At 57.6% G+C, this 22,884-nt stretch carries 28 protein-coding genes and 1 tRNA gene; 15 read left to right on the forward strand and 14 right to left on the reverse strand.

Annotation, left to right across the window (positions count from 1 at the left end; translation table 11 throughout):
- Positions 1-7: 7 nt before the first annotated feature.
- From DXY30_RS08050 to DXY30_RS08065, 4 genes are all read right to left on the reverse strand, one after another.
- On the reverse strand, positions 8-1,267 hold the full coding sequence (locus tag DXY30_RS08050) for a competence/damage-inducible protein A (RefSeq protein WP_115094371.1): 1,260 nt from the start codon (positions 1,265-1,267) through the stop codon (positions 8-10).
- A complete protein-coding gene (locus DXY30_RS08055; RefSeq protein ID WP_115094373.1) occupies positions 1,260-2,402 on the reverse strand; it encodes a glycosyltransferase family 4 protein in 1,143 nt (380 codons plus the stop codon). The genes DXY30_RS08050 and DXY30_RS08055 overlap by 8 nt, the downstream gene beginning before the upstream one ends.
- A 115-nt stretch (positions 2,403-2,517) precedes the next feature.
- On the reverse strand, positions 2,518-3,807 hold the full coding sequence (gene glyA, locus DXY30_RS08060) for a serine hydroxymethyltransferase (RefSeq protein WP_115094375.1): 1,290 nt from the start codon (positions 3,805-3,807) through the stop codon (positions 2,518-2,520).
- A 95-nt stretch (positions 3,808-3,902) separates the two neighbouring features.
- Positions 3,903-3,976, reverse strand: a tRNA-Arg gene (locus DXY30_RS08065).
- Between the two features lie 88 nt (positions 3,977-4,064).
- On the opposite strand from DXY30_RS08065, the gene DXY30_RS08070 reads away from it, so the two are divergent.
- Genes DXY30_RS08070 through DXY30_RS08080 form a run of 3 tightly spaced genes read left to right on the forward strand, consistent with a single transcriptional unit; the run spans position 4,065 to position 4,931 of the window.
- The gene (locus DXY30_RS08070) at positions 4,065-4,310 is read left to right on the forward strand and encodes a hypothetical protein (protein WP_115094377.1); all 246 of its coding nucleotides are present in this window, start codon (positions 4,065-4,067) and stop codon (positions 4,308-4,310) included.
- 39 nt (positions 4,311-4,349) lie between these two features.
- Positions 4,350-4,640, forward strand: a complete 291-nt coding sequence (locus DXY30_RS08075; RefSeq protein ID WP_115024944.1) for a DUF3181 family protein — start codon at positions 4,350-4,352, stop codon at positions 4,638-4,640.
- A gap of 27 nt (positions 4,641-4,667) precedes the next feature.
- Positions 4,668-4,931, forward strand: coding sequence for a cytochrome-c oxidase (locus DXY30_RS08080; RefSeq protein WP_115094378.1), 264 nt, complete (start codon positions 4,668-4,670; stop codon positions 4,929-4,931).
- Here the strand turns inward: DXY30_RS08080 and murJ are convergent.
- Positions 4,918-6,525, reverse strand: a complete 1,608-nt coding sequence (gene murJ, locus DXY30_RS08085; protein ID WP_115094380.1) for a murein biosynthesis integral membrane protein MurJ — start codon at positions 6,523-6,525, stop codon at positions 4,918-4,920. The genes DXY30_RS08080 and murJ overlap by 14 nt on opposite strands.
- A gap of 68 nt (positions 6,526-6,593) precedes the next feature.
- Here murJ and sfsA point away from each other — a divergent pair, with 68 nt between their 5' ends.
- The 4 genes from sfsA to DXY30_RS08105 all read left to right on the forward strand — a co-directional run bounded on the left by sfsA (position 6,594) and on the right by DXY30_RS08105 (position 10,915).
- Positions 6,594-7,358, forward strand: a complete 765-nt coding sequence (gene sfsA / locus DXY30_RS08090) for a DNA/RNA nuclease SfsA (RefSeq protein ID WP_115094382.1) — start codon at positions 6,594-6,596, stop codon at positions 7,356-7,358.
- Positions 7,359-7,462: 104 nt separating this feature from the next.
- The gene (locus DXY30_RS08095; protein WP_115094384.1) at positions 7,463-8,935 is read left to right on the forward strand and encodes an ammonium transporter; all 1,473 of its coding nucleotides are present in this window, start codon (positions 7,463-7,465) and stop codon (positions 8,933-8,935) included.
- 110 nt (positions 8,936-9,045) lie between these two features.
- Positions 9,046-10,245: a 4-hydroxy-3-methylbut-2-enyl diphosphate reductase gene (locus tag DXY30_RS08100; protein WP_115094386.1), complete on the forward strand. Its 1,200-nt coding sequence runs from the start codon at positions 9,046-9,048 to the stop codon at positions 10,243-10,245.
- 61 nt (positions 10,246-10,306) lie between these two features.
- A complete protein-coding gene (locus tag DXY30_RS08105) occupies positions 10,307-10,915 on the forward strand; it encodes a DUF1997 domain-containing protein (protein WP_115094388.1) in 609 nt (202 codons plus the stop codon).
- Positions 10,916-10,937: 22 nt separating this feature from the next.
- Here DXY30_RS08105 and DXY30_RS08110 read toward each other — a convergent pair whose 3' ends face one another.
- The 3 genes from DXY30_RS08110 to DXY30_RS14170 are packed head-to-tail and all read right to left on the reverse strand — an operon-like array spanning position 10,938 to position 11,625.
- Positions 10,938-11,147: a bifunctional hydroxymethylpyrimidine kinase/phosphomethylpyrimidine kinase gene (locus DXY30_RS08110; protein ID WP_115094390.1), complete on the reverse strand. Its 210-nt coding sequence runs from the start codon at positions 11,145-11,147 to the stop codon at positions 10,938-10,940.
- 2 nt (positions 11,148-11,149) lie between these two features.
- The gene (locus DXY30_RS14690) at positions 11,150-11,419 is read right to left on the reverse strand and encodes a bifunctional hydroxymethylpyrimidine kinase/phosphomethylpyrimidine kinase (protein ID WP_115094391.1); all 270 of its coding nucleotides are present in this window, start codon (positions 11,417-11,419) and stop codon (positions 11,150-11,152) included.
- A gap of 29 nt (positions 11,420-11,448) precedes the next feature.
- Positions 11,449-11,625 carry a hypothetical protein gene (locus tag DXY30_RS14170; RefSeq protein WP_170951209.1) on the reverse strand — a complete coding sequence of 59 codons (177 nt, stop codon included), beginning with the start codon at positions 11,623-11,625 and terminating at the stop codon, positions 11,449-11,451.
- A 147-nt stretch (positions 11,626-11,772) separates the two neighbouring features.
- Between DXY30_RS14170 and DXY30_RS08120 the strand changes: the two genes are divergently transcribed.
- The 3 genes from DXY30_RS08120 to fldA all read left to right on the forward strand — a co-directional run bounded on the left by DXY30_RS08120 (position 11,773) and on the right by fldA (position 13,785).
- Complete coding sequence (locus DXY30_RS08120; RefSeq protein WP_115094394.1) at positions 11,773-12,096, forward strand: hypothetical protein; 324 nt, start codon at positions 11,773-11,775, stop codon at positions 12,094-12,096.
- A gap of 594 nt (positions 12,097-12,690) precedes the next feature.
- A complete protein-coding gene (locus tag DXY30_RS08125; protein WP_115094396.1) occupies positions 12,691-13,092 on the forward strand; it encodes a hypothetical protein in 402 nt (133 codons plus the stop codon).
- Between the two features lie 174 nt (positions 13,093-13,266).
- Positions 13,267-13,785, forward strand: a complete 519-nt coding sequence (gene fldA, locus DXY30_RS08130; RefSeq protein WP_115094948.1) for a flavodoxin FldA — start codon at positions 13,267-13,269, stop codon at positions 13,783-13,785.
- An 89-nt stretch (positions 13,786-13,874) separates the two neighbouring features.
- Here the strand turns inward: fldA and DXY30_RS08135 are convergent, their stop codons facing one another.
- Positions 13,875-14,102: a hypothetical protein gene (locus tag DXY30_RS08135; RefSeq protein WP_137006819.1), complete on the reverse strand. Its 228-nt coding sequence runs from the start codon at positions 14,100-14,102 to the stop codon at positions 13,875-13,877.
- A 316-nt stretch (positions 14,103-14,418) separates the two neighbouring features.
- Here DXY30_RS08135 and DXY30_RS13615 point away from each other — a divergent pair, with 316 nt between their 5' ends.
- Positions 14,419-14,646, forward strand: a complete 228-nt coding sequence (locus DXY30_RS13615; protein ID WP_137006820.1) for a hypothetical protein — start codon at positions 14,419-14,421, stop codon at positions 14,644-14,646.
- Positions 14,647-15,486: 840 nt separating this feature from the next.
- Here DXY30_RS13615 and DXY30_RS08140 read toward each other — a convergent pair.
- Together DXY30_RS08140 and purH are read right to left on the reverse strand one after the other, a co-directional pair.
- On the reverse strand, positions 15,487-15,945 hold the full coding sequence (locus DXY30_RS08140) for a DUF4079 domain-containing protein (RefSeq protein ID WP_115094401.1): 459 nt from the start codon (positions 15,943-15,945) through the stop codon (positions 15,487-15,489).
- A 54-nt stretch (positions 15,946-15,999) separates the two neighbouring features.
- The gene (gene purH / locus DXY30_RS08145; RefSeq protein ID WP_115094403.1) at positions 16,000-17,562 is read right to left on the reverse strand and encodes a bifunctional phosphoribosylaminoimidazolecarboxamide formyltransferase/IMP cyclohydrolase; all 1,563 of its coding nucleotides are present in this window, start codon (positions 17,560-17,562) and stop codon (positions 16,000-16,002) included.
- Positions 17,563-17,618: 56 nt separating this feature from the next.
- Between purH and DXY30_RS08150 the strand changes: the two genes are divergently transcribed.
- Entirely contained in the window at positions 17,619-18,191 is a 573-nt protein-coding gene (locus DXY30_RS08150) for an alpha/beta hydrolase (protein WP_115094405.1), read from the forward strand.
- Here DXY30_RS08150 and DXY30_RS08155 read toward each other — a convergent pair whose 3' ends face one another.
- Positions 18,192-18,560: a DUF3155 domain-containing protein gene (locus DXY30_RS08155; protein WP_115024930.1), complete on the reverse strand. Its 369-nt coding sequence runs from the start codon at positions 18,558-18,560 to the stop codon at positions 18,192-18,194.
- Positions 18,561-18,942: 382 nt separating this feature from the next.
- Between DXY30_RS08155 and DXY30_RS08160 the strand changes: the two genes are divergently transcribed.
- Entirely contained in the window at positions 18,943-20,064 is a 1,122-nt protein-coding gene (locus DXY30_RS08160; RefSeq protein ID WP_115094949.1) for a sensor histidine kinase KdpD, read from the forward strand.
- Here the strand turns inward: DXY30_RS08160 and cobS are convergent.
- On the reverse strand, positions 20,024-20,794 hold the full coding sequence (gene cobS, locus DXY30_RS08165) for an adenosylcobinamide-GDP ribazoletransferase (RefSeq protein ID WP_115094407.1): 771 nt from the start codon (positions 20,792-20,794) through the stop codon (positions 20,024-20,026). The genes DXY30_RS08160 and cobS overlap by 41 nt on opposite strands.
- Before the next feature lie 29 nt (positions 20,795-20,823).
- Between cobS and tgt the strand changes: the two genes are divergently transcribed.
- Positions 20,824-21,942 (forward strand): tRNA guanosine(34) transglycosylase Tgt, encoded by a 1,119-nt coding sequence (gene tgt / locus DXY30_RS08170; protein ID WP_115094409.1) that lies wholly within the window; start codon positions 20,824-20,826, stop codon positions 21,940-21,942.
- A 30-nt stretch (positions 21,943-21,972) separates the two neighbouring features.
- Entirely contained in the window at positions 21,973-22,116 is a 144-nt protein-coding gene (locus tag DXY30_RS08175) for a photosystem II reaction center protein K (protein WP_025362038.1), read from the forward strand.
- A 4-nt stretch (positions 22,117-22,120) separates the two neighbouring features.
- On the opposite strand, the gene DXY30_RS08180 is transcribed toward DXY30_RS08175, so the two are convergent.
- Entirely contained in the window at positions 22,121-22,855 is a 735-nt protein-coding gene (locus tag DXY30_RS08180; protein ID WP_115094411.1) for a WecB/TagA/CpsF family glycosyltransferase, read from the reverse strand.
- Positions 22,856-22,884 lie beyond the last annotated feature (29 nt).

The raw sequence follows: 22,884 nt of genomic DNA on the forward strand, positions 1-22,884 counted from the left end.
GTCGACCCTAAACCTGAGCGAGCAAGCGCAGACGAAGACGGTCTAAGCCGCGGATCACGCTCAACTTCTGAATAGCCGCCCGGCCACGCCGCTCACCGAAGCGGTGCACCCAAGCCTCACAACCATGGGGGCCGGCCAAGGCAAAGTGCACCAAGCCCACAGGCTTCTCAGCGCTTCCACCTCCAGGCCCGGCAATTCCACTCACCGCAATCGCCCAGTCACAATTCAGGCGCTCCCTGGCTCCCAGGGCCATCGCTTCGACCACTGGCTGCGAGACAGCACCATGGGTCATGAGCAGATCCGTCGACACCCCAAGCAGGCCCTGTTTCACCGCGTTGCTATAGGCGATGACGCCACCCTGAAAAACTGATGAGGAGCCTGCAACAGCCGTGAGAGCCGCCGCCAGTGCGCCTCCGGTGCAGGATTCAGCCACCGCCAGAGACTGATCCTGTTGCTTGAGCAGGCTGATCACCACCGACGCCAGGCTGTCCTCATCCACGCCGTAGCAGTGGTCCCCTGTGCGACGGCGCAGCTCCGCTTCAAGCGGCACCAGCATCTGAGCGGCAGCATCGGCACTCGGTGCACAGGCTGTGAGCCGTAATTTCACGTCTCCGAGGGAGGCGTAGGGAGCCACCGTTGGGTTGGTGGAGGCCAACAGATCCGCAACATGCTCGGCCAGATCGGATTCACCAAGTCCGCTGAAGCGAAGTTGACGGCTAACAAATATCCCGGTGGCACCACCATGCGCTTGGAGCCACGGGACGGCAGTCTCCGTCCACATTGCCTGCATCTCCGAGGGCACCCCCGGAAAGGTGAGGATGGTGAAATCCGGTCGCGGCGACCAGATCATGCCGGGAGCCGAGCCCTTTGGATTGGGAAGAACCTCAGCCCCGCGGGGGAGAAAAGCCTGGCTGCGATTGCTGGGAGCCACCGGCCGGCCTCCCGCTGATAACTTCCGCTGGATCTCCAGCCAGAGCTCGGGACGTTCCTCCAGAGGAGTCTCGAAGGCAGCAGCCAGGGCATCTGTGGTGAGGTCATCCGGCGTGGGGCCCAAACCGCCTGTCGTCACCAGAACCCTGCAACGCTGCGACGCCTCACGCACGGCGGAGACCAAACGGTCTTTGTTGTCGCCGACAACAGTCTGGCGGTAATGCGGCAACCCCAAACCAGCCAACTGTTCAGCGATCCATCGGGCATTGCCATTGAGGATGTCGCCCAACAGCAACTCCGTGCCCACACACAGAACTTCAACGCCCGATTCAGCCACGCGGCTTCCCAAGGGCAGCAGGGTCTACGGGTGTGGCACGCGGCGTGGTGCGCATCAGGGCCCGCTCGTGTTGCAGCTGACGCCGACTAATCACGACCGTGGCCACCAGGATGGCTGTGGCGAGAGCCAGCCAGAGGAAGCGCATCTCAGCGTTGGCAACTACCAGGGCGAGGGCTGCGAGCCACTGGGTGAAGACGTAGATCAACAGAACCGTGCGCCGATGACTGAACCCGGCGCGAAGCAAACGGTGATGGAGGTGACGGCGGTCGGGATAGAAGGGAGAGCGACCTTCCCGCAGCCGGCCCATGATCACGGCCGACATGTCGGCCAGTGGCAGCGAGAGAATCAGGAGCGGCAACAGCAAGCTGACGGTTGTGAGCCCCTTGGCGGGTCCCACGATGCTGACGGCAGCGAGGGTGAACCCGAGGAAGTAAGAACCCCCATCGCCCATGAAAATCCGGGCTGGGTTGAAGTTATGTCGCAAGAAACCAAGGCAGCAGCCAGCCAGTGCAGCGGCCAGGAATCCAGCGGCCACCTGATGGAGCGAAAAGCTGACGGACACCAGTCCGACAGCGGCAATGCCAGCAACCCCAGCGGCGAGGCCATCAAGGCCATCCAACCAATTGATGGCATTGGTAATCCCTACCAGCCAAACAACGGTCGCCAGAAGGCTGAGGCCGTCCGGCAAGGCAATCGGACCTGCGGAAGCAGTGAACCAGGGAAGATCGATGGCTCCAATCCGAACGCCCTGGCTCCAAACCGCACAAGCCACGGCAACCTGCCCAGCCAGCCGCGGCCACGGGGAAAGGGCGAAGAGGTCATCCGCCAAGCCGATCAGAAAAAAGCAGAGCGAACCGGCCAGGGTGCTCCAAATCAGTTGGTCCCTTGCCGGAGCCAGCAGTCCGAAGCCCCCCATCGACCAGACCGCTGCCAAGGCCAGACAAAAACCCAGCACCATGGCAACCCCTCCAAGTCTCACCATTGGGGTGATGTGCTGCTTGCGCTCATCGGGCTGATCGGTCCACCCGAAGCGAAGACCCAGCCGTCGCACCCGGGGCACCAGCACCGTGGTGATCACCGCGGCCAGAAGAAAACTGACCGAGGCAACCGCAATAGGGCTGGCCAAGAGATTCAAGAAAGCTCCGGGAAAGAAACGGTCCCCCGGTCAGAAGGAGTAATCCCAATCCTAAAGAGCTTGCAACCCGCACACCAGAACCCACCCAAGCTGCTTCGAGCGGAAGGGCCGAACCTCACGCCAGAACAGGCTGCTTGCTGTCGGCGTAGAGCGGGAAGCGCTCACAAAGAGCAGCCACACGGTCCAGGCAACGCTGCCGAATCGCGTCATCCTCCGGATTCAGAAGACGGTCGGCAATCACATCAGCGACCTCGCGGAAGGCTTGGACATCAAAACCGCGCGTGGTCAGTGCAGCAGTTCCCAGACGCAGGCCACTGGTGACGAAGGGTGATTCGGGGTCGAAGGGAACCGTGTTCTTGTTGGCCGTGATGTGCACATCACTCACCAGCAGATCAGCCACTTTTCCTGTCATCGAAATGCACCGCAGATCAAGCAGCACCACATGATTATCGGTGCCACCACTGACGACATCGACGCCGCGGGCAATCAGCTGTTCGGCGAGGGCTGCCGCATTGGCGACCACCTGCTGGCTGTAAGCCTTAAACGAAGGCTGCAACGCTTCACCAAAAGCCACAGCCTTGGCCGCGATCACGTGCTCTAAAGGGCCGCCCTGACTGCCCGGGAAAACGGCCTTATCGAATTTTTTGGCGAAATCAGCATCGCGGCACAAAATCAAACCACCACGAGGGCCGCGAAGGGTTTTGTGGGTGGTGGTGGTCACCACATCGCAGTGAGGCACGGGACTGGGATGCACGCCAGCAGCCACGAGGCCGGCGATGTGGGCCATATCGGCCAGCAGATAGGCACCCACTTCATCCGCGATGGCACGGAACGCAGCGAAGTCAATCGTTCGCGGATAAGCGGAATAGCCACAAACAATCAGCTTGGGCTTGTGCTCCAGAGCAAGCTGCCGAATCGCCTCCATATCCAGGCGTTGGGTCTCCTTATCGACGCCGTATTGAACGACGTTGAACCACTTGCCACTGACGTTGACCGGAGAGCCATGGGTCAGATGACCGCCATGGGACAGGTCGAGCCCCATGATCGTGTCCCCGGGCTGTAGCAGGGCCAGAAAAACGGCGAAGTTGGCTTGGGCACCGCTGTGGGGCTGCACATTGGCCCATGCAGCCCCGAACAACTGCTGGGCCCGCTCGATTGCCAACTCCTCAATGGCATCAACGTGCTCACAACCGCCGTAATACCGCTTGCTAGGTAGACCCTCGGCGTACTTGTTGGTCAGAACGGAACCCTGAGCCTGCATCACCGCGCGGGACGCGAAGTTCTCCGAGGCGATCAGCTCAAGGTGGGTTTCCTGACGCTGCTGTTCCTGGTTGATGAACGCAGCAATATCCCGATCCGATTGAGCCAGATCAGCGTCGATGGCGCGTCCAGAAGCCTGGCCCATGAAATGTCAGTAAAGCTTTGACCAATCGTAAGAAACCACAGCGATCAGGCCGAGCGATCAACCAAAAAAAAACTGCCCATGGGGGGCAGTTGAAACGCGCCTGGAGAGATTCGAACTCCCGACCCTCTGATCCGTAGTCAGATGCTCTAATCCGCTGAGCTACAAGCGCTGGCGTGGACCCATCAGACCCCATCGAGGGTCCGCTCGTCAACCGGGCCCCGGCCGCGCCAGGATTCAGGTGTTTCTGTGCCCGAGCAATGCCGATCCGCTGGTATGGCCCCGCTAACCCTGAGGATCCGACTTACCGGCATTTCGAGCGCATCGTGAACCTGTGCCTTCACGGCGGCATCTTCGCCGCGGTGAACAGCGGCAGTTGGTTTCTGCAGGAGATGCGCCATCCCTTTCCTCCGGGAAGCTTGACCTGGGTCACCGGACTCTGGACAACCTTGTGGCTGGGCCAGTTGATATGGGTAATTCTTCAGCGACCCAAGCCAGAGGAATAAAGCCAGCATGGAGGCATCCCCCTCGCTCCTCCTGGGCTGATGTCCCTTTCCGCCAGCGATCTGCAGGACCTTCAAAGCGCTTTAGCTGATCGCCTTTACGTTCAAATCAGCGGCTGGCATCTTTACCTCGGCGATGCCGAGCTGGCCTCCGCCCTCGCAATCGAATGCAGTGCTCGCGTCAATCAAGGAGCTGAAGTAGCTGCTCGGCAGGCTCTCGACGCCGTGAAGGTTCCGCTGGCAGGAGGCGCTAGTCAGCTCCCCCTCGCCAAACTCATTCCCCCCAGCCAGCTCCGTGATCTCGAAGAAATCCTTGAGCCCTACTGCGGATAAGGTTGCAGTCCATCCGCCGCGGTTGGTGTGCTGATCATTGAAGTCACCAACTCGAGAGACGTCGTTCGCCAGCGCATCGGCCGACTGGGTGAACGGCTGATTGGACGGGTGGTCGATGCAGAGGCCCAGGTCGAAAAGGCCCTGATTCAGGAACTGGAAACCGCCTTCAGGGAGTTCGGGATCGAAGCACGGATCGTTTCCGTTCAAGGACCACAGCTCGTAGGTCGCGAACAGTTGGAACTTCCCATCCAGGTACGTGAAGAGCGTGATATTCGTCTCAGCGAGACCTGAATCGACCCTCCAAAAGCTGCGTGATCTGACGCACCTCCGCCACCTTGAATTGAGCACCGATCAAGGCAAACAGCAGCAGACCCAGCAGGCCAGGTGCAGACACCTTCAGAAGCAGGCCCACGAGTCCTGAAGGCCAGCTCACCACGGCCAACAGAATCCCGGCACCGCCTGCGGCCAGCACACCAGCGATGGCCAGCCGCAAAAGATCAAGCCCCCAGCGCCGCAATGGGAGGCCTGAGAGCCGTTGCTGCAAAGCAACCAACAAGGCAAGACAGGTGAGCAGGTTGATGGCGACCGTGGCGAGCACTAACCCGGGCGCTCCGAAATTGAACGGCGACTGATTCCCCCAAGGGGTCGGGCCACCCACCAACAGCCAATCAAAAACCACGTTCAGACCGATCCCCGCCAGCGAGAGCCGAAAGGGCGTCGTCCCATCGCCGAGGGCATAAAAGACACGCACCAGCACATCCCGACCGAGGTAGGCCGGCATGCCAAGGCCGTAGGCCATCAGCAAACCCGTCACCAGCTGAGCCGCTGTCGCATCGAAGGCTCCACGCTCGTAGACCAGGGCGACGATGGGACCACCCAAGGCGATGAACAAACCGCCGAGAGGAATCATCGATGCGGCGGAAAGCATGAGCCCCTGGCGGATCCGTTCGATCAGCTGCGGTCGATCTGCCGGCGCCGTGAGCCTGGCGAAGGTGGGCAGCAAGGGCACCAGGAGTGCATTCGAGATCAGGCCCAACGGCGTTTGCACCAGCAAATTGGCGTACCCCAGACCCGCAGCCGCACCGACAATTCCAGAGGCGAAAAACAGATCCGTGAACACATTGATCTGAAGCATTCCGGACGACAGCGTGGCGGGCCCCATCACACGCCAGACCTCCCGCACACCGGGATGCCGCCAGTCCCAAACCAATTGGAACCGAGCCAACCCCTGCCGGATCAAAGCCGGCAGCTGGATCAACCACTGCAATAAAGCCCCCACCAACGTGGCGAATGCCAACACCACACCCCCGGTCATGGCGGCGGAAGGCAAGGCGATGTCAGCACCGAGCTGCCACCACAGAAGTCCCACACCCAGGATCAAGGCCCCGCTGGACATCAGCGGTGAAATCGCCGGAATCCAGAATTCATCTGCGGCGTTGAGGGAACCGAAGCCGAGCCCAATCAGTCCGGCCAACAGCGCCATCGGTGCCATGACCTGCAGCTGAACCCTGGCGATGGCGTGAAGATCGGGGGCCAGGCCCGGCCCCACCAGGGTGATCAGGGGATCCGCCGCCAGCACCAGAACGATCGTGACCAGCAAAAGCAGAGCGCTGACGCTGGTGTTGAGCGCAGCAAGGATGTGAGCCCCTTCAGCCCGGGGGCGCCGGCTGAGAACACTCACCATGGCGCTGTGGAAAGGACCGTTGATCCCCCCGAGGAGGATCAGAAGAAATCCAGGCAGCACATAGGCGTAGTTGTATGCGTCATAGGCAGCACCAACCCCAAAAGCCGCTGCGATCACCAGCTGCCGGATGAGGCCACCCACCTTGCTCAGCAGGGTGCCAAGGGTCACCACCAGTGCGATCCCCTTGAGTGAACGCGCCATTCCGCCCCCAGCACTGGGCGCATTGTGAATGCACCGCACGAGACCATGGGCAGATCTCGGCTGCTGCCATGACTGGCCTTCCCTCTCCGGGCGATGCCCTGCTGCGTTTTGAACCCCTGACGGAGGGCGTGCTGCTGAAGCGCTACAAACGCTTTCTCGCCGATGTGGAACTGAGCAGTGGTGAGACCGTCACGGCCCATTGCGCCAACACCGGTCCAATGACGGGGGTCTTGATCCCTGGCCAACGGGTGCGACTCCGCCACGCCCCCTCTCCGAAACGCAAGCTTGCCTGGACCTGGGAACAAGCCGAAGTTCCAGGTGCAGAGGGAAAATCATGCTGGGTCGGCATTAACACCGCCCTCCCCAACCGCTTGATTCGGGCCACGATCGAAGCGGGGTGTCTGGAGACTCAACTCGGTGCGATTGCGGGAATCCGCGGAGAGGTGGCCTACGGAACAAACAAGCGCAGCCGGATTGACCTCCTGCTGACCCCGGCAGAACAGAACCCCGATCAACGACTGATCTACCTCGAGGTAAAGAACACAACCTGGACCGACGGCAGAACCGCACTATTCCCTGACACGGTGACCGAGCGGGGCCAAAAGCATCTGATCGAGCTCATGGGTGTGCTCCCGGAAGCTCGGGCGGTGCTCGTGCCCTGCCTCAGCCGCCCAGATGTGAACGACTTTGCCCCCGGCGACAGTGCCGATCCGCGCTACGGAGAACTGTTTCGCCAATCCACCGGCAGCGGCGTGGAAGTTCTGCCGTGCTGTTTCAGCTTTGCCGCCGACGCGGTGCATTGGCAGGGAGTGCGCCCGGTTAGACCAGTTTGATTTTTGGTAGCAGATCGAACATGGAAGGGGGCTTCCCCCAGGCAGCTTGGTTTGGTTCGTCTGGGAACATTCCAGACGTGTCTCGCAGCTCTGCACCCTCGTTCATGACAACTGCATTCCACGCGCCGCCAGTACGGCGGCGCAAAACACTCCAAGAGGCAAGCCTCCTGGAAGGCCCGATGCTTCTTCTCAAGAGCATCCGTGGCTTCAGCTCCAACCGCGCCATGACCTGGCTCGCCTGTGCGCCCTTGGCGCTTATGGGCCTGGGCATCTTCACGCTGTCTGCCAAAGCCGAAGAGCTACCTGAACTCTCCGCAGCTTTTCTGGCCAACAACCTCTGGCTTCTGGTCGCCACCATCCTGGTGATCTTTATGAACGCCGGCTTCGCCATGGTCGAAGCAGGCATGTGCCGGCAAAAGAATGCTGTCAATATCCTCGCCAAGAACCTGTTTGTGTTCGCCCTTGCGGTGACCGCCTACTGGTTCGTGGGCTACTCCTTCATGTACGGCGATGCCGCGATCGACGGCTGGCTGTACTTCGCAGGATTCTTCTTCGATCCAACCGTCACCGCTGAAACCATCAGCGATGCCGGCCTGGTCCCCACCGTTGATTTCCTGTTCCAGGCAGCCTTCGCCGGAACAGCTGCAACGATCGTTTCCGGCCTTGTGGCGGAGCGCATCAAGTTTGGTGAGTTCGTGATCTTCGCGCTGGTCCTCACTGCCTTCATTTATCCGGTTGCTGGCAGCTGGGAGTGGAACGGTGGCTGGCTCAACAGCGTGGGCAATGTCGAATTCATTGACTTCGCTGGCTCCTCGATTGTGCACTCCGTGGGTGCCTGGGCCGGCCTGGTCGGCGCCATGCTGCTTGGACCCCGCATCGGCAAATACGTCGATGGAAAGGTGCAGGCCATCCCTGGCCACAACATGTCCATCGCCACCCTCGGCGCTCTGATCCTCTGGATCGGCTGGTACGGCTTCAACCCCGGTTCCCAGCTGGCCATGGACCAGTGGGTTCCCTACGTGGCTGTCACGACCACTCTCGGCGCTGCCGGCGGTGCAATCGGTGCCACGGTGATCTCCACGATCACCTCTAAAAAGCCTGACCTGACCATGATCATCAACGGCATCTTGGCCGGCCTGGTGAGCGTGACCGCCGGTTGCGGCAACTTGACCCTCACAGGCTCATGGGTGGCAGGTCTGGTGGGCGGCATCATCGTCGTCTTCTCCGTCGCTGCACTCGATGCCGCAGGCATTGACGATCCCGTGGGAGCCTTCTCCGTGCACGGTGTGTGCGGTGTGTGGGGCACGCTCGTGATTGGCCTCTGGGGCTATGACGTCCAGGGCGACGGCTCACCTCTCGGCCTGCTTGTTGGCGGTGGTGTTGAGCAGCTCGGCATCCAGGCCCTGGGTACCGCTGCATACGCCATCTGGACTGTGGTCACTTGCTACATCGCTTGGCAGATCATCGGTGCCCTCTTCGGTGGTATCCGCGTCACCGAACAGGAGGAGACCGAAGGCCTGGACATCGGTGAACACGGCATGGAGGCCTACGCCGGTTTCTCCACCATCAACAACTGATTCCTTTCAGGCACAGTTATTGATCTCAAGCCCGGCCGTTCGGCCGGGCTTTTTTGTTGCCTGGATCGCTGCTTCAGGCCACATAGAGTTACCCCACACCGGCGCACCCCATGGACACCCACGCCTTCAAGCGCTCCCTCCATCATTCCGAGCGTTACAACCGGCGAGGCTTCGGGCGTGCCGAGGAAGTGGCGGAGAGCCTCGAACAGGCCTACCAGAGCGGTCTGATCGGCACGATTCGGGACAACGGCTACCGGCTAGAACACGGTCGGCTCGACGTTCGACTGGCCGAAGCATTCGGTTTCTGCTGGGGCGTTGAACGTGCCGTGGCAATGGCCTACGAGACCCGCAGGCACTACCCAAGCGAGCGTCTCTGGATCACGAACGAGATCATTCACAACCCCTCTGTGAACGATCATCTGAGAGAGATGAATGTCCAATTCATTCCCGTTGAAAAAGGGGTGAAGGATTTCTCCGGTGTCACCTCGGGTGATGTGGTGATCCTTCCGGCCTTTGGCGCCACCGTTCAGGAAATGCAGCTGCTGAATGAGCGGGGCTGTCACATCGTTGACACCACCTGTCCCTGGGTCTCCAAGGTGTGGAACACCGTGGAGAAACACAAAAAGCACACCTTCACCTCGATCATTCACGGGAAGGTGAAGCACGAGGAGACACTCGCCACGAGCTCATTTGCCGGTACCTATCTGGTGGTGCTGGATCTGGACGAAGCCCAATACGTCGCCGATTACATCCTCGGCAACGGAAACCGTGATGCCTTCATCGAACGGTTTGCCAAAGCGTGCTCCCCTGGCTTCGATCCCGACAGAGACCTCGAACGCCTGGGTGTGGCCAACCAGACCACGATGCTCAAGAGCGAAACGGAGGAAATCGGACGTCTGTTCGAGCGCACGATGTTGAGCAAATACGGCCCAACCCAGCTCAACGATCACTTCCTGGCCTTCAACACCATCTGCGATGCCACCCAGGAGCGTCAGGACGCCATGTTCTCCCTGGTGGATGAACCCTTGGACCTGATGGTGGTAATCGGTGGCTTCAACTCCTCGAACACCACCCACCTGCAGGAAATCGCCATCAGCCGCGGCATCCGCTCCTTCCACATCGACACGCCCGAGCGCATTGACGTCGGCAGCAATTCGATTGAGCACAAACCCCTTTCCGCGGAGCTCTGTCGTGAAGGCGATTTCCTTCCTGAAGGACCAGTCAAGGTGGGAATCACCTCCGGTGCCTCAACCCCAGACCGGGCTGTGGAAGAGGTGATCGAAAAACTGATGCAATTGAGCGAAAACTGAATCGCAAGGAGCTTTACATTGGTTCATCTTTAATCCGCCCATCGCCGGCAGCTCCTTATCCGTGACTGTCTTGTCGCCCACTGAAACCGACAATCAGCTTCACGGTGCCGACCCCCAGGTGCGCTGCTACAGCAGCCACTTCGAGGATTCGATGCAGATGCTGGCTCCCCAAGCAGTCGTGGCGCGCTACCTGGATGACCACCAAAGCTGGTTTGAGCGTTGCGCCAGTCCAATGCAGGTCGAGGCCATCGACCTGCAGTCCTACAGCCTGACCCTGGGGAGGTTCGGGAACTTCGGCTTCGAAGTGGAGCCAACGATCGCTCTGAGACTGCTGCCACAACAGGAAGGGATGTACCGGATCGAAACCGTGCGCACGGTGCCGCAGACCCTCGCACTGCAAAATCACTATGACGTCGACTTCCGCGCTGGGATGCGACTGATCCCTGAAGAGGAGCAGACCTCAGTGCAGTGGGACCTTGATCTCAAGGTCTGGATCCGGCTACCCAAAGTGATTTCGATGTTGCCGGATCAGTTGGTCCAGAGCAGCGGTGACCATCTGCTGAAACAGATCGTTCGACAGATTTCGCGTCGGCTGACATGGAAGGTCCAAGAAGATTTCCATGCCAGCCATGGTCTGAGCTGCCCACCCCGTCAACGGGCAGCCTTCTAAAGCAGCAGGACTTGGGCCTAGCTCACTTGCTCACAAGTTCGCTCCTGCAACCCTTACATCCAAGTTCCTGCCCAAAGGCATCCGCTTGGAGCAATGCTTGCCTGACATAGACCTTGGCCTGGATCACGGCATCTGCGAGTGGTAGGCCGAGAAGGAGAGCAGCCATGACTGCAGTACCGAGAGTGCATCCCGTCCCCTCACGGGGGTGGGTGGCGTCATTGCGAGCTGCGATCGCTAGACGCCAGGACTCTCACCAGCATCCACAATCTCCGATGGATACAACATCCCAAATTTCAAGGCGGGGATAACGAGATCCGAAAAAACGGCCTCATTCTGCTGACCAACCGAATAACAACTGAAGGGTTCAACATGCGTGACAACAAGACTGTTTTGAGCCGTGACACACGTGATCACAGACGCAGCATGGAGATCGAAGCGCTGAAAGGTTTTGAGGTCCACCTGGATAGCGGCACTTCCGGCCGAGTCGCTGCCTCCAATCGTCAGCGCCGATCAGCAGCTCCCCGAGCTTTCCATCAATGATCGACCAGCGACGAATCAAGCATCAAATGATTCTTCAATTTGACCATGGAATCATGGATCTCCACCCGTTCTCGCTCTTGCGAACTTGTAAGCACAACTCTCCATTGCAACGGAAGATCGATGCCCGTGGCAATCCTTAACCAATGCATCCGTTCGATTTGATCGGCCATACGGCACAAATCACTACTCATCTTGGCAACAAATTTTTAAGGTCAGGATTGATTTAATCAGGCCCAATTGATCAATCCAGAGTAGAGAAGCAAGAGAATCTGCCAGCCTCCCGCAACGGCTTAAGTTCGTCAATTCATGCCCTGAGAATGTCCAACTGGAGCGAGCAACTGCAGAGCGTCGGCTTCGAGAAGACAAAGAAGGCCGATGGCAGCGTGAGCCACTGCTACGAAGCCGCCAATCGCCGCGGCTCCTTCTGGACCCAGATCACGGTGAAGCAAGTCGGTCGCCCCAATCCAGACTCATGGCAGGTGACCTATGCACGCTCTGAGATACAAATCGGCCTCTGGAAAATCCACAATGTTGTTAAGAGCATGGAGGTTATTGTGCACACAAATTACAGCTCAATGCTTGACGATATCCAGGCTAAAATCAGGCGCAAGCCAGACTTTTTAGATAAAATCAGCAACTGATGCAGCACCCGAGCAACCCCCAAGACACCGACAGAAAGATGCATCCAAAAGGGAATTACACAGACAACATGGATACAAATCCAGCATAATAAGATTAATTTTTTGAGACATGAACATAGAAAGCAATCGTTTCAAAGAAACCAGCATCACACTACTGGCATTGCATTTGTTCGCATCAGCGCTGATAGATCTCCACGACCTTTAGAAACTTTCTGGTGTTGAAGGTGTCAGCACATATGTAGTTGACCAATATTTCCCTTTCTGCCGTTTGACCAAAGCATCTGGGCGATGATTGCCCCTGCTTCCACCCAGATCATCGGGTCAATATTGCTTCCAATGAAACCAGCAAACCGAACATCCGTGATCAACCTAGCTCCACCTTGGTATTGGCTCTACCGTTTCACAGCATGGACACGGGCCTCGAGGGACCTGCATTTGACACTGTTGAAGCCCACAATGATCAAGATGAAGCGACGACCCTTTATTTCTCTATTTTTTCCGTTCTGCGGCTACTGGGCGGAGGGAGCTATAGCATTTGTACATTATTGAACTCGTCACTTCCGAGGCGGTTTCAACCTTGGGCATCAAACCTGCATGATCAAGCGTCCCCTCCTGGATGTTGAGTTTTTCGAGCTTGCACTCAACGATGCTGGCCTGGATCCATGCGAGCTTGAGATCATTGAACACATCCGCTACATCGGCATCTTCGATGAGCTTTCATTGAGGAAATCCCTTGCACTGCCTTCCAAGCCTCCAGCTCTTTACAAGCTGAACAAAGCCTGTGAAAAAATTTCTGCCCAACTACCGAAACAGGCTCAGGAAATGATGGACTGGTCTGCCAGTCAGAGCCCGGATCAGATCAGCTGGAGAGGCAATCTGGTGTGCAGCATCGGCTTCAACGCCGATGGGGAACGACTCGAACCCGAATCAGGTACAGCTCTCTACCATACATTTGTTGTTCATAAAGAGCTGTTCAACGGACTTGGCAGCACCTGACCAGTTGTTTTAAAAAGATCACTAATATCCCAGTAACGAACACTTATTGGCTTCTTGAGCAGGACATCGACTGAAAAGCAGATTCATTCGTAGATTGCACAACATTATCGCGTCAAAAAAGTACTTTGACTGGACCTAAAAGCACTTATGGTAATAAATTACAAGCAATGGCTCATGCGCTTTACTATCGTTTACGCATCAGCAACTGGCCACACAGAAGACATAGCAGAAAGGTTGAATATATTACTACCGGGTTCAGAATTAAAAGATCTTGATAGAATTGATTTCATAAAAGAATTGGAAGAGTCTGAGGCATTAATTTGCTGCACACCAACCTGGAATACTGGTTCTGATGTCAAAAGATCTGGCACAACATGGGATGACCACATCGACAATATTCCTCACTTAAAACTTAAAAATAAACCCATTGGCATTGTAGGGTTAGGCGATTCAGCAGCTTTCAGCAAATACTTCTGCGATGCCATGGAAGAACTATACAGATCCTTTGAATCAGCAGGAGGTCGAATGATTGGTCACGTATCGATTGAGCAATATATTTTTGATGAGTCAAAGAGCGTTATCGACGGGATGTTCTGTGGACTTCCCATCGACGAAGACAATGAATCAGAAAAAACCGATGATCGCCTGCAAGCCTGGTCAAGAACGATTATTCAAGAGACGAACTCACAATAACTTTGAGAAAAAGTTGGACGCATTAGCATCTTCAGCCAAGGGCAAATTATGATTTATTTGCGCACTTATGAATCCAGATTTCCTATACTCTATTTAGCTTTTGATTTGATAAAATCAACGGGCAATCCACCGCAGATTGAAACAATTATTGGCATCATTACCATGGCAACGACCAGCAATCCGATCGGCTGAGCGGTTGACTCGTTAACAGCCAAAACCAAAACTCCAAAACACATTAAAACATACATAGCTAAGAAAAAAGCTAGCCTTAGCGAAGCTTTCATCGAATCCATTTTTTCACTTGCAATGATAGGCATCGTTTAAATTTTCCTAAATTAGCCCCTTGATTATTGTACCTATGCCAAAAAAGCTGAGAAGGATACTGAATGTGGAGCATTTTTAATTTTAATCCAAAAGCCAAGATCTATGATTTACTTTTTACATCTTAAGGTGCCACATGATCCAATCAAATGAGACGAGAAAGCATTGAAGCAAGGATTTTGTTTCGGACAACACAATCATTTACAGTGCCCAAATTTAACGTAATCCAATGAATTAGTGTGCAACGTATGGTCAATTATGAATGGGCCCAATCGGAACAAAAGCTAGGCTAATAACAGCATATTATTAATGATGGTTGAGCCTAATTGGGATTATTTTGTTCATGCTCCTCTGAGCCAAGGTGTTATCCGCTTTGAAACAAAAACTGAACGCGCTCTTCACGCGAAGGTTGTTGCCTCAGAAGCTAATTGGTTGGAATACCAAAGCAGTGAGCGCCTCATCATTTGGTTTCAAGCACGACAAGATTTAGAAGCTTTTCAGCAAGGATTTAGAATCAATCGAACAAATAAAAGAATTTAAAAAAGATCGAAAATTAATGTCATAATTTGTGGTTCATGTCACGACTAGAACAATCGTCAACCAGCACCACGAAATTACTGCTGATCAAAAATTCATCCAAAATCTTACATAAGTGATCTGCATAAAGCTAATTAAATAACTGCATACGCCTTATCAAGCAACATTATCGGCAATAGCTTAGCAAATTAACTCATAATCAATTAGAGACGGCGTGAAAGATCTTTTTGAACAATTCGAAGGTCAAGTTCGGCACATCACCCTCGGAATAGGGAAGTAAGGTGTAAAAAATTTTTTACATATGCATCAAGATTACACCGCAATCGCGCTGCTTCTTTTTACAGCAATTCCACTGGTAGTCGTTGCGGCAACTGCGTTCTTTTACATCAAAAATAACGACCGCAAAACACCACTTAAAAGAGAAGATTTTTATCGTTAATCGAAAGATCGCAGCACAATTACCTTCAATAACTTCATTTAAGATTATGCCGGATGCCACTTATCAAAGAAACAGCAGCAGTATATTTAGGCAAACATATACCTTATGTGCAATCACATTGCCCCACTTCATGGGCTGTGGGAGCGATACAACAATGGCTAGCCTCCCTGTCAGGGCCATCTCGACCAGCAGGATGCTGTCCGACAGGATATAGCGCTGGGCAAACTGTTTGGGCGCGAGATTTTTACGCTGCTCTGGCGTACCAACATGCCTCTTTTTAGCCTTGATCCCAGATACATAGTCAAAGTATCCAGTGCACTCCAGCCTGATTCCTTCAGGTGGATTTCCATGCCACCCACGGATGAGCTGCCCACCACGTAAGCGAGCAGCCTTGTGAGCTGGCTTCAGCGGTTGGTCCAGATCTTGTTGACGATCTCCATTCCGCTAAATGCTTGCCAGAGGAACAGCGTCAGCATGCCCATGTTCAAGCCCACATGGGCCTTGCGGGCAATCAAATTGCCACGTTGCATCAAGGGAGAAAGCGATGCAGCAACGGCAATCATGCCGGTCATGGCCAGCCCAACCAGCAGATGCGGCCCGACGAACAACTTGCCGTTGTTCAGATACGTCACGGTCATCCCACCCAGCGTGCTGAGGGTCATCGCGGCCAGCAGGATGCTCCCCCACAGGTAATGGCGCTGGGCAAACTTTTTCGGCGCGAGATTTTTACGCTGCTCTGGCGTACCAGTACGCGTTTTTTTGGCCTTGATCCCCAGATAAAGGGCCCAACCACCCATGGCAAGCAAGCTCCACTCCATCAGTGGGTGAGCGAAATTGAGGCTGAAGGGAAGGGTGGCGAGCATCGGCGCGGAGCGTCAGTCTCGCGAGGCTAGGGGGCCGACGCCCCCCCACCAGGGTTAATGAAGGAAATGACGGCGGCCCGTGAGCTGCATCGCCAGACCGAGCTCATCACAAGCCTTGATCGAATCGCCATCGCGCATGCTTCCGCCGGGATGGATAACAGCGGTGATGCCATGGCTGGCGGCCAGACGAACCGTGTCGTCAAAGGGGAAGAAACCATCACTGGCCAGCACCGCCCCCTGGGCCTGATCACCCGCAGCCTCCAGGGCAATCCGGGCCGATCCCACCCGATTCATCTGGCCAGCACCCACTCCGAGACTCTGGCCATCCCGAGCTACCACGATGGCGTTGGAGCGAACGTGACGCACCAAGCGCCACGCAAATTCCAAATCCAGCTTTTCTTGGGGTGTAGGCGGACGCTGGCTGGGCACAGTCCAGTCTGCCGGTGTGATCGCCTGGTCATCCAAATCCTGAACCAGGAGCCCGCCAAGAATGCTTCTCACATGATCGGGACCAGCTGCGTCGATGGCCTGAGGAGACAGCTCCAAAAGCCGCAGATTCGCCTTGGCCGCAAGCACCTCTCGCGCTTCGGCCGTAAATCCTGGTGCCACAACACATTCCAGGAAAAGACTGGTGAGTTCACGGGCCGCCGTGGCTTCCACAACACCATTCATGGCAATGATGCCGCCGAAAGCACTAACCCGGTCAGCATCCAGAGCCCGGGTCAATGCTGCAGGCAGCGTTGACCCGATCGCCACACCACAAGGATTGGTGTGCTTGACGACGACGGCCGCCGGTTGCAAAGCCGGTGCGTCACCATCAGCTCCATAGCCAAACTCACGCACAGTGGCGAGAGCAGCCTCCAGATCCAGAAGGTTATTTGTGCTCAACTCCTTGCCCTGCAGCTGAATCGCACCGCCCCAACCCTGCTTGGGGTGACTGAACCAGCGCGCTTTTTGGTGGGGATTTTCCCCATACCGCAGGGTCTGGCGCAGAGGGGCAGCTTCCAGCCAGGGGCTGCCTTCCACTGAGCTTTGCTCGACCATCCAGCGGCTGATTGCAGTGTCGTAAGACGCGGTGTGCTGGAACGCTTCAAGGGCCAATTGGCGACGCAGATCCGAAGGCACACTCCCGCCGGACTCCGCCATGGCGGTCAACAAACGATCGTATTGATCAGGGCTTGTGAGGACGGCCACATCAGCATGGTTCTTGGCAGCCGCCCGCACCATGGCGGGGCCACCGATATCGATGTTCTCGATGGCCTGGTTCCAACTGACATCCGGCCGGGCGACCGTTTCTCGGAAGGGGTAAAGGTTGACCACCACCACATCGATGGGGGCGATGTTCTGCTGTTCAAGATCAGCCGTATGGGCTGCATCACCCCGCTTGGCCAGTATTCCGCCGTGCACCCTTGGGTGCAGTGTTTTCACGCGACCGCCAAGAATTTCAGGAGCTCCGGTGTGATCCGCCACACGGGTGACCGGAAGGCCCGCCTGCTCCAGCACCTTGGCTGTGCCTCCACTGGAGAGCAACTGATAGCCATGGGTCCGATGCAGGGCCTCCGCCAGAGGCACCAGCCCGGACTTTTCGGAAACACTCAACAGAGCGACAGGAGCCATCGAAGGGTCGTGACTGGGTCGTGAGCCAACCTACGCAGCAGTGATGTTGATGCCCGATGGATGGCCGGCTGGTGCTCCTCCACGGCTGGGGAGCCAATGGAGATGATCTGAAACCTCTGGGCGATCGCCTGGCCTATGAAACCTCCAAAGAGCTTGATGTGGTGTGCCTGGAGGCCCCTGAACTCCACCCAGACCAACCGGGGGGACGTCAGTGGTACGGCTTGTTCCCCGCACAGTGGAGCGCCGTGCCCCAGGCTGTTGACCTTCTGAAGGCTCAATTGCAAGACCTGAGCAGGTCAGGCCTGGGCCTGGAAAAAACGGTGGTGTTCGGCTTTTCCCAGGGAGGCGCCATGGCTCTGGACTGCAGCTGCTCCCTGCCTGTGGCAGGGGTCATCAGCTGCAGCGGCTACCCGCATCCCAGCTGGGCTCCACCCGAGCAGCATCCCCCCGTTTTACTGATGCATGGTTCTGAAGATCCCGTGGTGCCTTTCCAGGCCATGCAAACCATCAGCTCGCAATTGCAATCAGATCGATGCCAGACCCTGGCATTCAAAAGCGGCCACACCATCCCTGATGAGATGGTGCAGCCAATCGTGCTGTTTATCGAGCGTGTTCTGAACAGCACCTGATCAAACGAAGGCGTACTCGTACTCCTCCATTTCCTCCCAATCATCAGCGCCAAGCTCAAGGCCTTCAAAGAGCTTGTCTTCGCCAATGGAATCAACGATGGTGCGCAACGACGGGAAGAGGAAATGATTCTCTTCGGCGTATTGCGCACTAAATAAGCCCTTCTCACCCCAGAAGAAGCGGTCGGTGGTGTGCTCATTCCGGCGCACGTTCAGCAGCGCTGGAGATACCAAACCAGCCTCAGCGATGTACCGACGCGCGGCAGTGACGGGCTTGTACTCGCCGGTTTCAAGGTGATGGGTTGGCACATGCGCCAAGACCCGCTGACCTGCCAGACGACGACGACTGATGCGCTTGCGCTTCTTGGACATGGAAGGGCTCCGGTACGAAAGGAAGAACGGGGTGAATCGTCAGAACAGACGAAATCCGTTTCGGCGAAATGACCATCACCACGGAATCGTCAATAGCCGTCGGCGCAAAAACGCCAGACGCAAGGGACCGCGTCGAGGCAAATGCGGGCGCACCACAATTGCCGGCAGAACACCAACACCCAAGCGGGAATCAGCTGAGGACACTTCAACCTCTGCTGTAGCTTTGGTCGCAGAACAAATGCAACCGTTGTGAGAGATGGTGGGCGTCTGTTCACAAAGAACAGCGCCTCGGTCGATAAGAGGATCTTAAGACTTTTCCCAGATTTTTCAAGTCCCCCTCCCGCAGGCTTGCTCAAGCACGTGAATGGATCGACCGGATCTGATGCAACTCACCGATCGATTCTTCGAATTCACAGACCAACAGCTGGCTGATCTAACCGCCAAAGAAGGCATTCAGCATCTAGGGCTTTACGTCAGTGCACCACCCAATCAACAAGGCCCGCCCTTGCTGCTCATCCGGCAGTGGTCCGCCAATGAACGGTCCCTTCCCGCCGCCGACGCCGACCCGTACCTGCGCCTGCCGCATCAGAGTCGGCGTTGGTACCCCCTACAGGATGCCGGATTGATCCTGGGAGCACTGCGAGCCGATCTGGATCCTCAACAGAGCTGGAATCTGAGCTTGGACCAGCGAATGCGGCGCAGTGCTGCTGCCATCAGCCACGCTCTTGGACGAGACCTGGAATGCCTGCAACTCCGCCAGGAACTGAGCCAACAAAACGATCAACTGCGCACCCTCGTTCACCAATTGCGCAATCCATTGGCGGCCCTGCGCACCTACGCCCAGCTGCTAATGAGGCGCCTCGAAGCGGACAGCTCCCACCGTCCACTCGTGGAGGGCATGCTTTCGGAGCAAAGGCAACTGGGCCAGTACATCGACGTTCTGGATGACCTGGGACAACAGCGCCTGCCACAGCAGGAGAGCCTGGGCCCGACCCTCTTACCCCCCGGGCCCGCTGAAGGCGAGGCAACGATGCGAAGCCTGCTGATGCCTCTGCTGGAGCGAGCGGAAGCGACAGCAAGCCTGCAGGGCCGCCCCTGGGAGGGGCCGCAAGAGTGGCCCCAATGGATTGATCAGCCGTCCCAAGACGGCACCATCGCAGAAATCGTCGCCAACCTCCTGGAAAATGCGTTCCGCTACAGCCCAGCGGGTTGCAGCGTGGGTCTGTGCCTGTTGCCCGACGGGCTCTGCGTCTGGGACGACGGACCGCCAATCCCCATCGAGGAGAGGGAGATGATTTTCGAGAGGGGAGCGCGGGGATCAACCGGCCAAGACCGTGCCGGCACCGGCCTTGGGCTCGCCCTCGCACGGTCCTTAGCGGAACGGCAGGGCCGCAACCTCAGCCTCTGCGTGGAGCCAACCACGATCGCTCCGGATCTGCCCGCTGAGGGCAATGCGTTCATCCTCAATTGGCCGGCAGAAACAACGCCAGGCCGAGCAGCGTGATCATCTCGGTCAGAACGAGAACCGCTCCATAGCTGTCGCCGGTATGCCCCCCCAGACGTCGCCCGAGGCCCTGGGCGACAAGGATTGCCACAACACCCCCCAAGAGAAGAGGGAGGGGCGCCACAAGCGCAGCTAGCAGCGCCACAGCCAGCAACGTGGGCAGTGCATCCCAGAGCGGCCTGGCGTTGTCGCGATGAAAAGCAGCGGTTCCATCGACCCGCAGATAGTCGAACCGCACCATGGCCCATAGCGGTGACACCCGTGCCCAGAACGCTGCCAGACAAATCACCATTGGGGACTGGGGCCCCAGTTGGATCAGCGCCGCGACTTGCAGCAGCAGCACCATCACGAGAGCCAGCACGCCACTGGCACCCACCCGGCTGTCCTCCATAGCCTCCAGCCTCCGTTCCACAGGCGCCCCGAGGCCATCCGCCGTGTCGATCAAGCCGTCGTGGTGCAACCCACCACTGAGTTGGATTCCGAGAGCCACCACGCAGGGGGCACAGGCTGCAGGAGGCCAACCCAACCCCGAAAGACAACTCCAGAGAAGACCCTGCAGCGCTCCGATCAGCAGCCCCATCCAGGGAGCAAAGCGAGCAATGCGCTGAAACGAGGGCTGCGGCCAGGGCCATGCGGGCAGCACCGTGTAGAAGATCCAGGCTCCCGCTAGATCAGACAGCCAGGACGGAGCGCTCCGAGGAATGGCGTGACGGGTGCAATCAGCCCTCACCGTAGGTTCATTGCAGGGGCAGATCGGCCTTGTTCGGCTTTGAGATCAACGCGCATTGCGCCAACACAGCGGCCCGGTGCGGCACGTTTACGACCCCTCATGGGCCGGTTCAAACACCACGCTTCATGCCGGTGGGCACCCTGGCGACCGTTAAGGGCATCAGCACCGAGCAACTGAGCCACACGGGTGCCCAGATGGTGCTCTCGAACACCTACCACCTGCATTTGCAGCCCGGCGAAGAAATCGTGGCGGCTGCAGGTGGCCTGCACCGTTTCATGGGCTGGGACGGGCCGATGCTCACCGACTCCGGGGGCTTTCAGGTGTTCAGCCTGGGGGACCTCAACAAAATCGATGACCGCGGCGTGGTGTTCCGGAACCCCCGCGATGGACGCACCATCGACATGACACCGGAACATGCCACCCGCATTCAGATGGCCCTCGGCGCGGATGTGGCCATGGCCTTCGACCAGTGCCCGCCCTATCCGGCGACGGAGAACGACGTCATCGATGCCTGTCGCCGCACCCATGCCTGGCTCGAGCGCTGCGTCACAGCCCACAAACGCTTGGACCAGGCCCTATTCGGCATCGTTCAGGGCGGCTGTTTCCCGCATCTACGGCGGGAGAGTGCCCGTGCTGTCGCCTCCTTTGATTTACCGGGAATTGCCGTCGGTGGCGTCAGCGTCGGTGAGCCCGCGGAGGAGATGCACCGAATAGTGCGAGATGTCACGCCCTTACTCCCCACGAACAAACCGCGATATCTGATGGGCATCGGCACCCTGCGCGAGATGGCCATTGCCGTGGCCAACGGGATCGACCTCTTCGACTGTGTCTTGCCCACACGACTGGGTCGCCATGGAACAGCACTGGTGGGCGGCGAACGCTGGAATCTGCGCAATGCCCGCTTCCGCCACGATCACACACCCCTGGATCCGAGCTGTTCCTGCGTGGCCTGCACTGGACACACCCGGGCCTATCTGCATCATCTGATTCGCAGCGAGGAACTTCTGGGCCTCACCTTGCTGAGCATTCACAACATCACTCAGTTGGTGCGTTTCACGTCCGCCATGGCACAAGCCATTCGCGACGGCTGTTTTTCAGAGGATTTCGCTCCCTGGGAGCCAGACTCACCAGCTCATCACACGTGGTAGCGTCCAGCCAACGCCTTTTTGATGCAAGGGATGGCCGCCTTTACCCTCGACCTGCTGGCACAGCTGCCCGAGGCCTATCAGGCCTTCTCTCCGCTGATCGACATCCTCCCGTTGATCCCGGTCTTCTTCCTGCTGCTTGCCTTTGTCTGGCAAGCCTCTGTGGGCTTCCGCTGAACCCTCAACCCATCCGGATCGCATCCACAACGAAGGCCGGCAGCGAAAGCATGCGTCGCCAACGGGAGGGTTCCTGGATGAGTCGATACAACCACTCCAGCTGCATCCGGCACATCCATCCGGGGGCACGTTTTTTGATGCCGGCCCAGACATCAAAACTGCCGCCAACACCCATCCAAAGCCCTGGCTGACCAGACGCAACCCGCTCAGACCAGGTTTCCTGACGCGGCACGCCCAGGGCCACCAAAACGAGATCCGGCTTCAATGTCTTGAGCTGAGCCTCAATGCCGGGCCAGGCCTGCGGTGATTGATAGCCATCCACAGTGAGGACAAGATTGAGCCCGCTGATGCGCTGGGGCAAGTCCGCCCGCAGCGTCTCCATCACCTCAGGTGAAGCACCCACCAAAGCAACTCGCCATTGATGGGCTGCTGCGTAATTCAGCAAGGTCCAGGCAAGCTCGATCCCTGCTGTTTTGACGACACGGATCCGCTGACGCGCAAGAGCCCAGACCACTCCAGCCCCATCAGGAATCACCAAATCAGCGGTCTCGATCGCTTGCCCCAGAGAGGCATCCGCCCGAGCAGACATCGTCATCTCGGCATTGAGGGTGACGATGCGACCCCCTCCCCGAGCGTGCAGGCCGAGAGCTGCTGCACAGACGTCGCGGCAGGCATCCACAGGCACGCCGAGCACCTCGCAGCGGCGACGGTCATCGGGAGTGGTGCTAACAGGATCCATGGCCGAGGGGCTGCGTTGGAGAATTTAGG

It is taken from the genome of Synechococcus sp. UW106 (assembly GCF_900474015.1).
GTDB lineage: Bacteria > Cyanobacteriota > Cyanobacteriia > PCC-6307 > Cyanobiaceae > Parasynechococcus.

Coding starts and splice junctions, on each gene's coding strand:
- glyA (WP_115094375.1), bottom strand. CDS start 3,807: ATGGGCCAGGCTTCTGGACGCGCCATCGACGCTGATCTGGCTCAATCG.
- DXY30_RS08070 (WP_115094377.1), top strand. CDS start 4,065: ATGCCGATCCGCTGGTATGGCCCCGCTAACCCTGAGGATCCGACTTAC.
- DXY30_RS08075 (WP_115024944.1), top strand. CDS start 4,350: ATGTCCCTTTCCGCCAGCGATCTGCAGGACCTTCAAAGCGCTTTAGCT.
- murJ (WP_115094380.1), bottom strand. CDS start 6,525: ATGGCGCGTTCACTCAAGGGGATCGCACTGGTGGTGACCCTTGGCACC.
- sfsA (WP_115094382.1), top strand. CDS start 6,594: ATGACTGGCCTTCCCTCTCCGGGCGATGCCCTGCTGCGTTTTGAACCC.
- DXY30_RS08095 (WP_115094384.1), top strand. CDS start 7,463: ATGACAACTGCATTCCACGCGCCGCCAGTACGGCGGCGCAAAACACTC.
- DXY30_RS08100 (WP_115094386.1), top strand. CDS start 9,046: ATGGACACCCACGCCTTCAAGCGCTCCCTCCATCATTCCGAGCGTTAC.
- DXY30_RS14170 (WP_170951209.1), bottom strand. CDS start 11,625: ATGGCCGATCAAATCGAACGGATGCATTGGTTAAGGATTGCCACGGGC.
- DXY30_RS08120 (WP_115094394.1), top strand. CDS start 11,773: ATGTCCAACTGGAGCGAGCAACTGCAGAGCGTCGGCTTCGAGAAGACA.
- DXY30_RS08125 (WP_115094396.1), top strand. CDS start 12,691: ATGATCAAGCGTCCCCTCCTGGATGTTGAGTTTTTCGAGCTTGCACTC.
- fldA (WP_115094948.1), top strand. CDS start 13,267: ATGCGCTTTACTATCGTTTACGCATCAGCAACTGGCCACACAGAAGAC.
- DXY30_RS08135 (WP_137006819.1), bottom strand. CDS start 14,102: ATGCCTATCATTGCAAGTGAAAAAATGGATTCGATGAAAGCTTCGCTA.
- DXY30_RS13615 (WP_137006820.1), top strand. CDS start 14,419: ATGGTTGAGCCTAATTGGGATTATTTTGTTCATGCTCCTCTGAGCCAA.
- DXY30_RS08140 (WP_115094401.1), bottom strand. CDS start 15,945: ATGCTCGCCACCCTTCCCTTCAGCCTCAATTTCGCTCACCCACTGATG.
- purH (WP_115094403.1), bottom strand. CDS start 17,562: ATGGCTCCTGTCGCTCTGTTGAGTGTTTCCGAAAAGTCCGGGCTGGTG.
- DXY30_RS08150 (WP_115094405.1), top strand. CDS start 17,619: ATGGATGGCCGGCTGGTGCTCCTCCACGGCTGGGGAGCCAATGGAGAT.
- DXY30_RS08155 (WP_115024930.1), bottom strand. CDS start 18,560: ATGTCCAAGAAGCGCAAGCGCATCAGTCGTCGTCGTCTGGCAGGTCAG.
- DXY30_RS08160 (WP_115094949.1), top strand. CDS start 18,943: ATGCAACTCACCGATCGATTCTTCGAATTCACAGACCAACAGCTGGCT.
- DXY30_RS08175 (WP_025362038.1), top strand. CDS start 21,973: ATGGCCGCCTTTACCCTCGACCTGCTGGCACAGCTGCCCGAGGCCTAT.
- DXY30_RS08180 (WP_115094411.1), bottom strand. CDS start 22,855: ATGGATCCTGTTAGCACCACTCCCGATGACCGTCGCCGCTGCGAGGTG.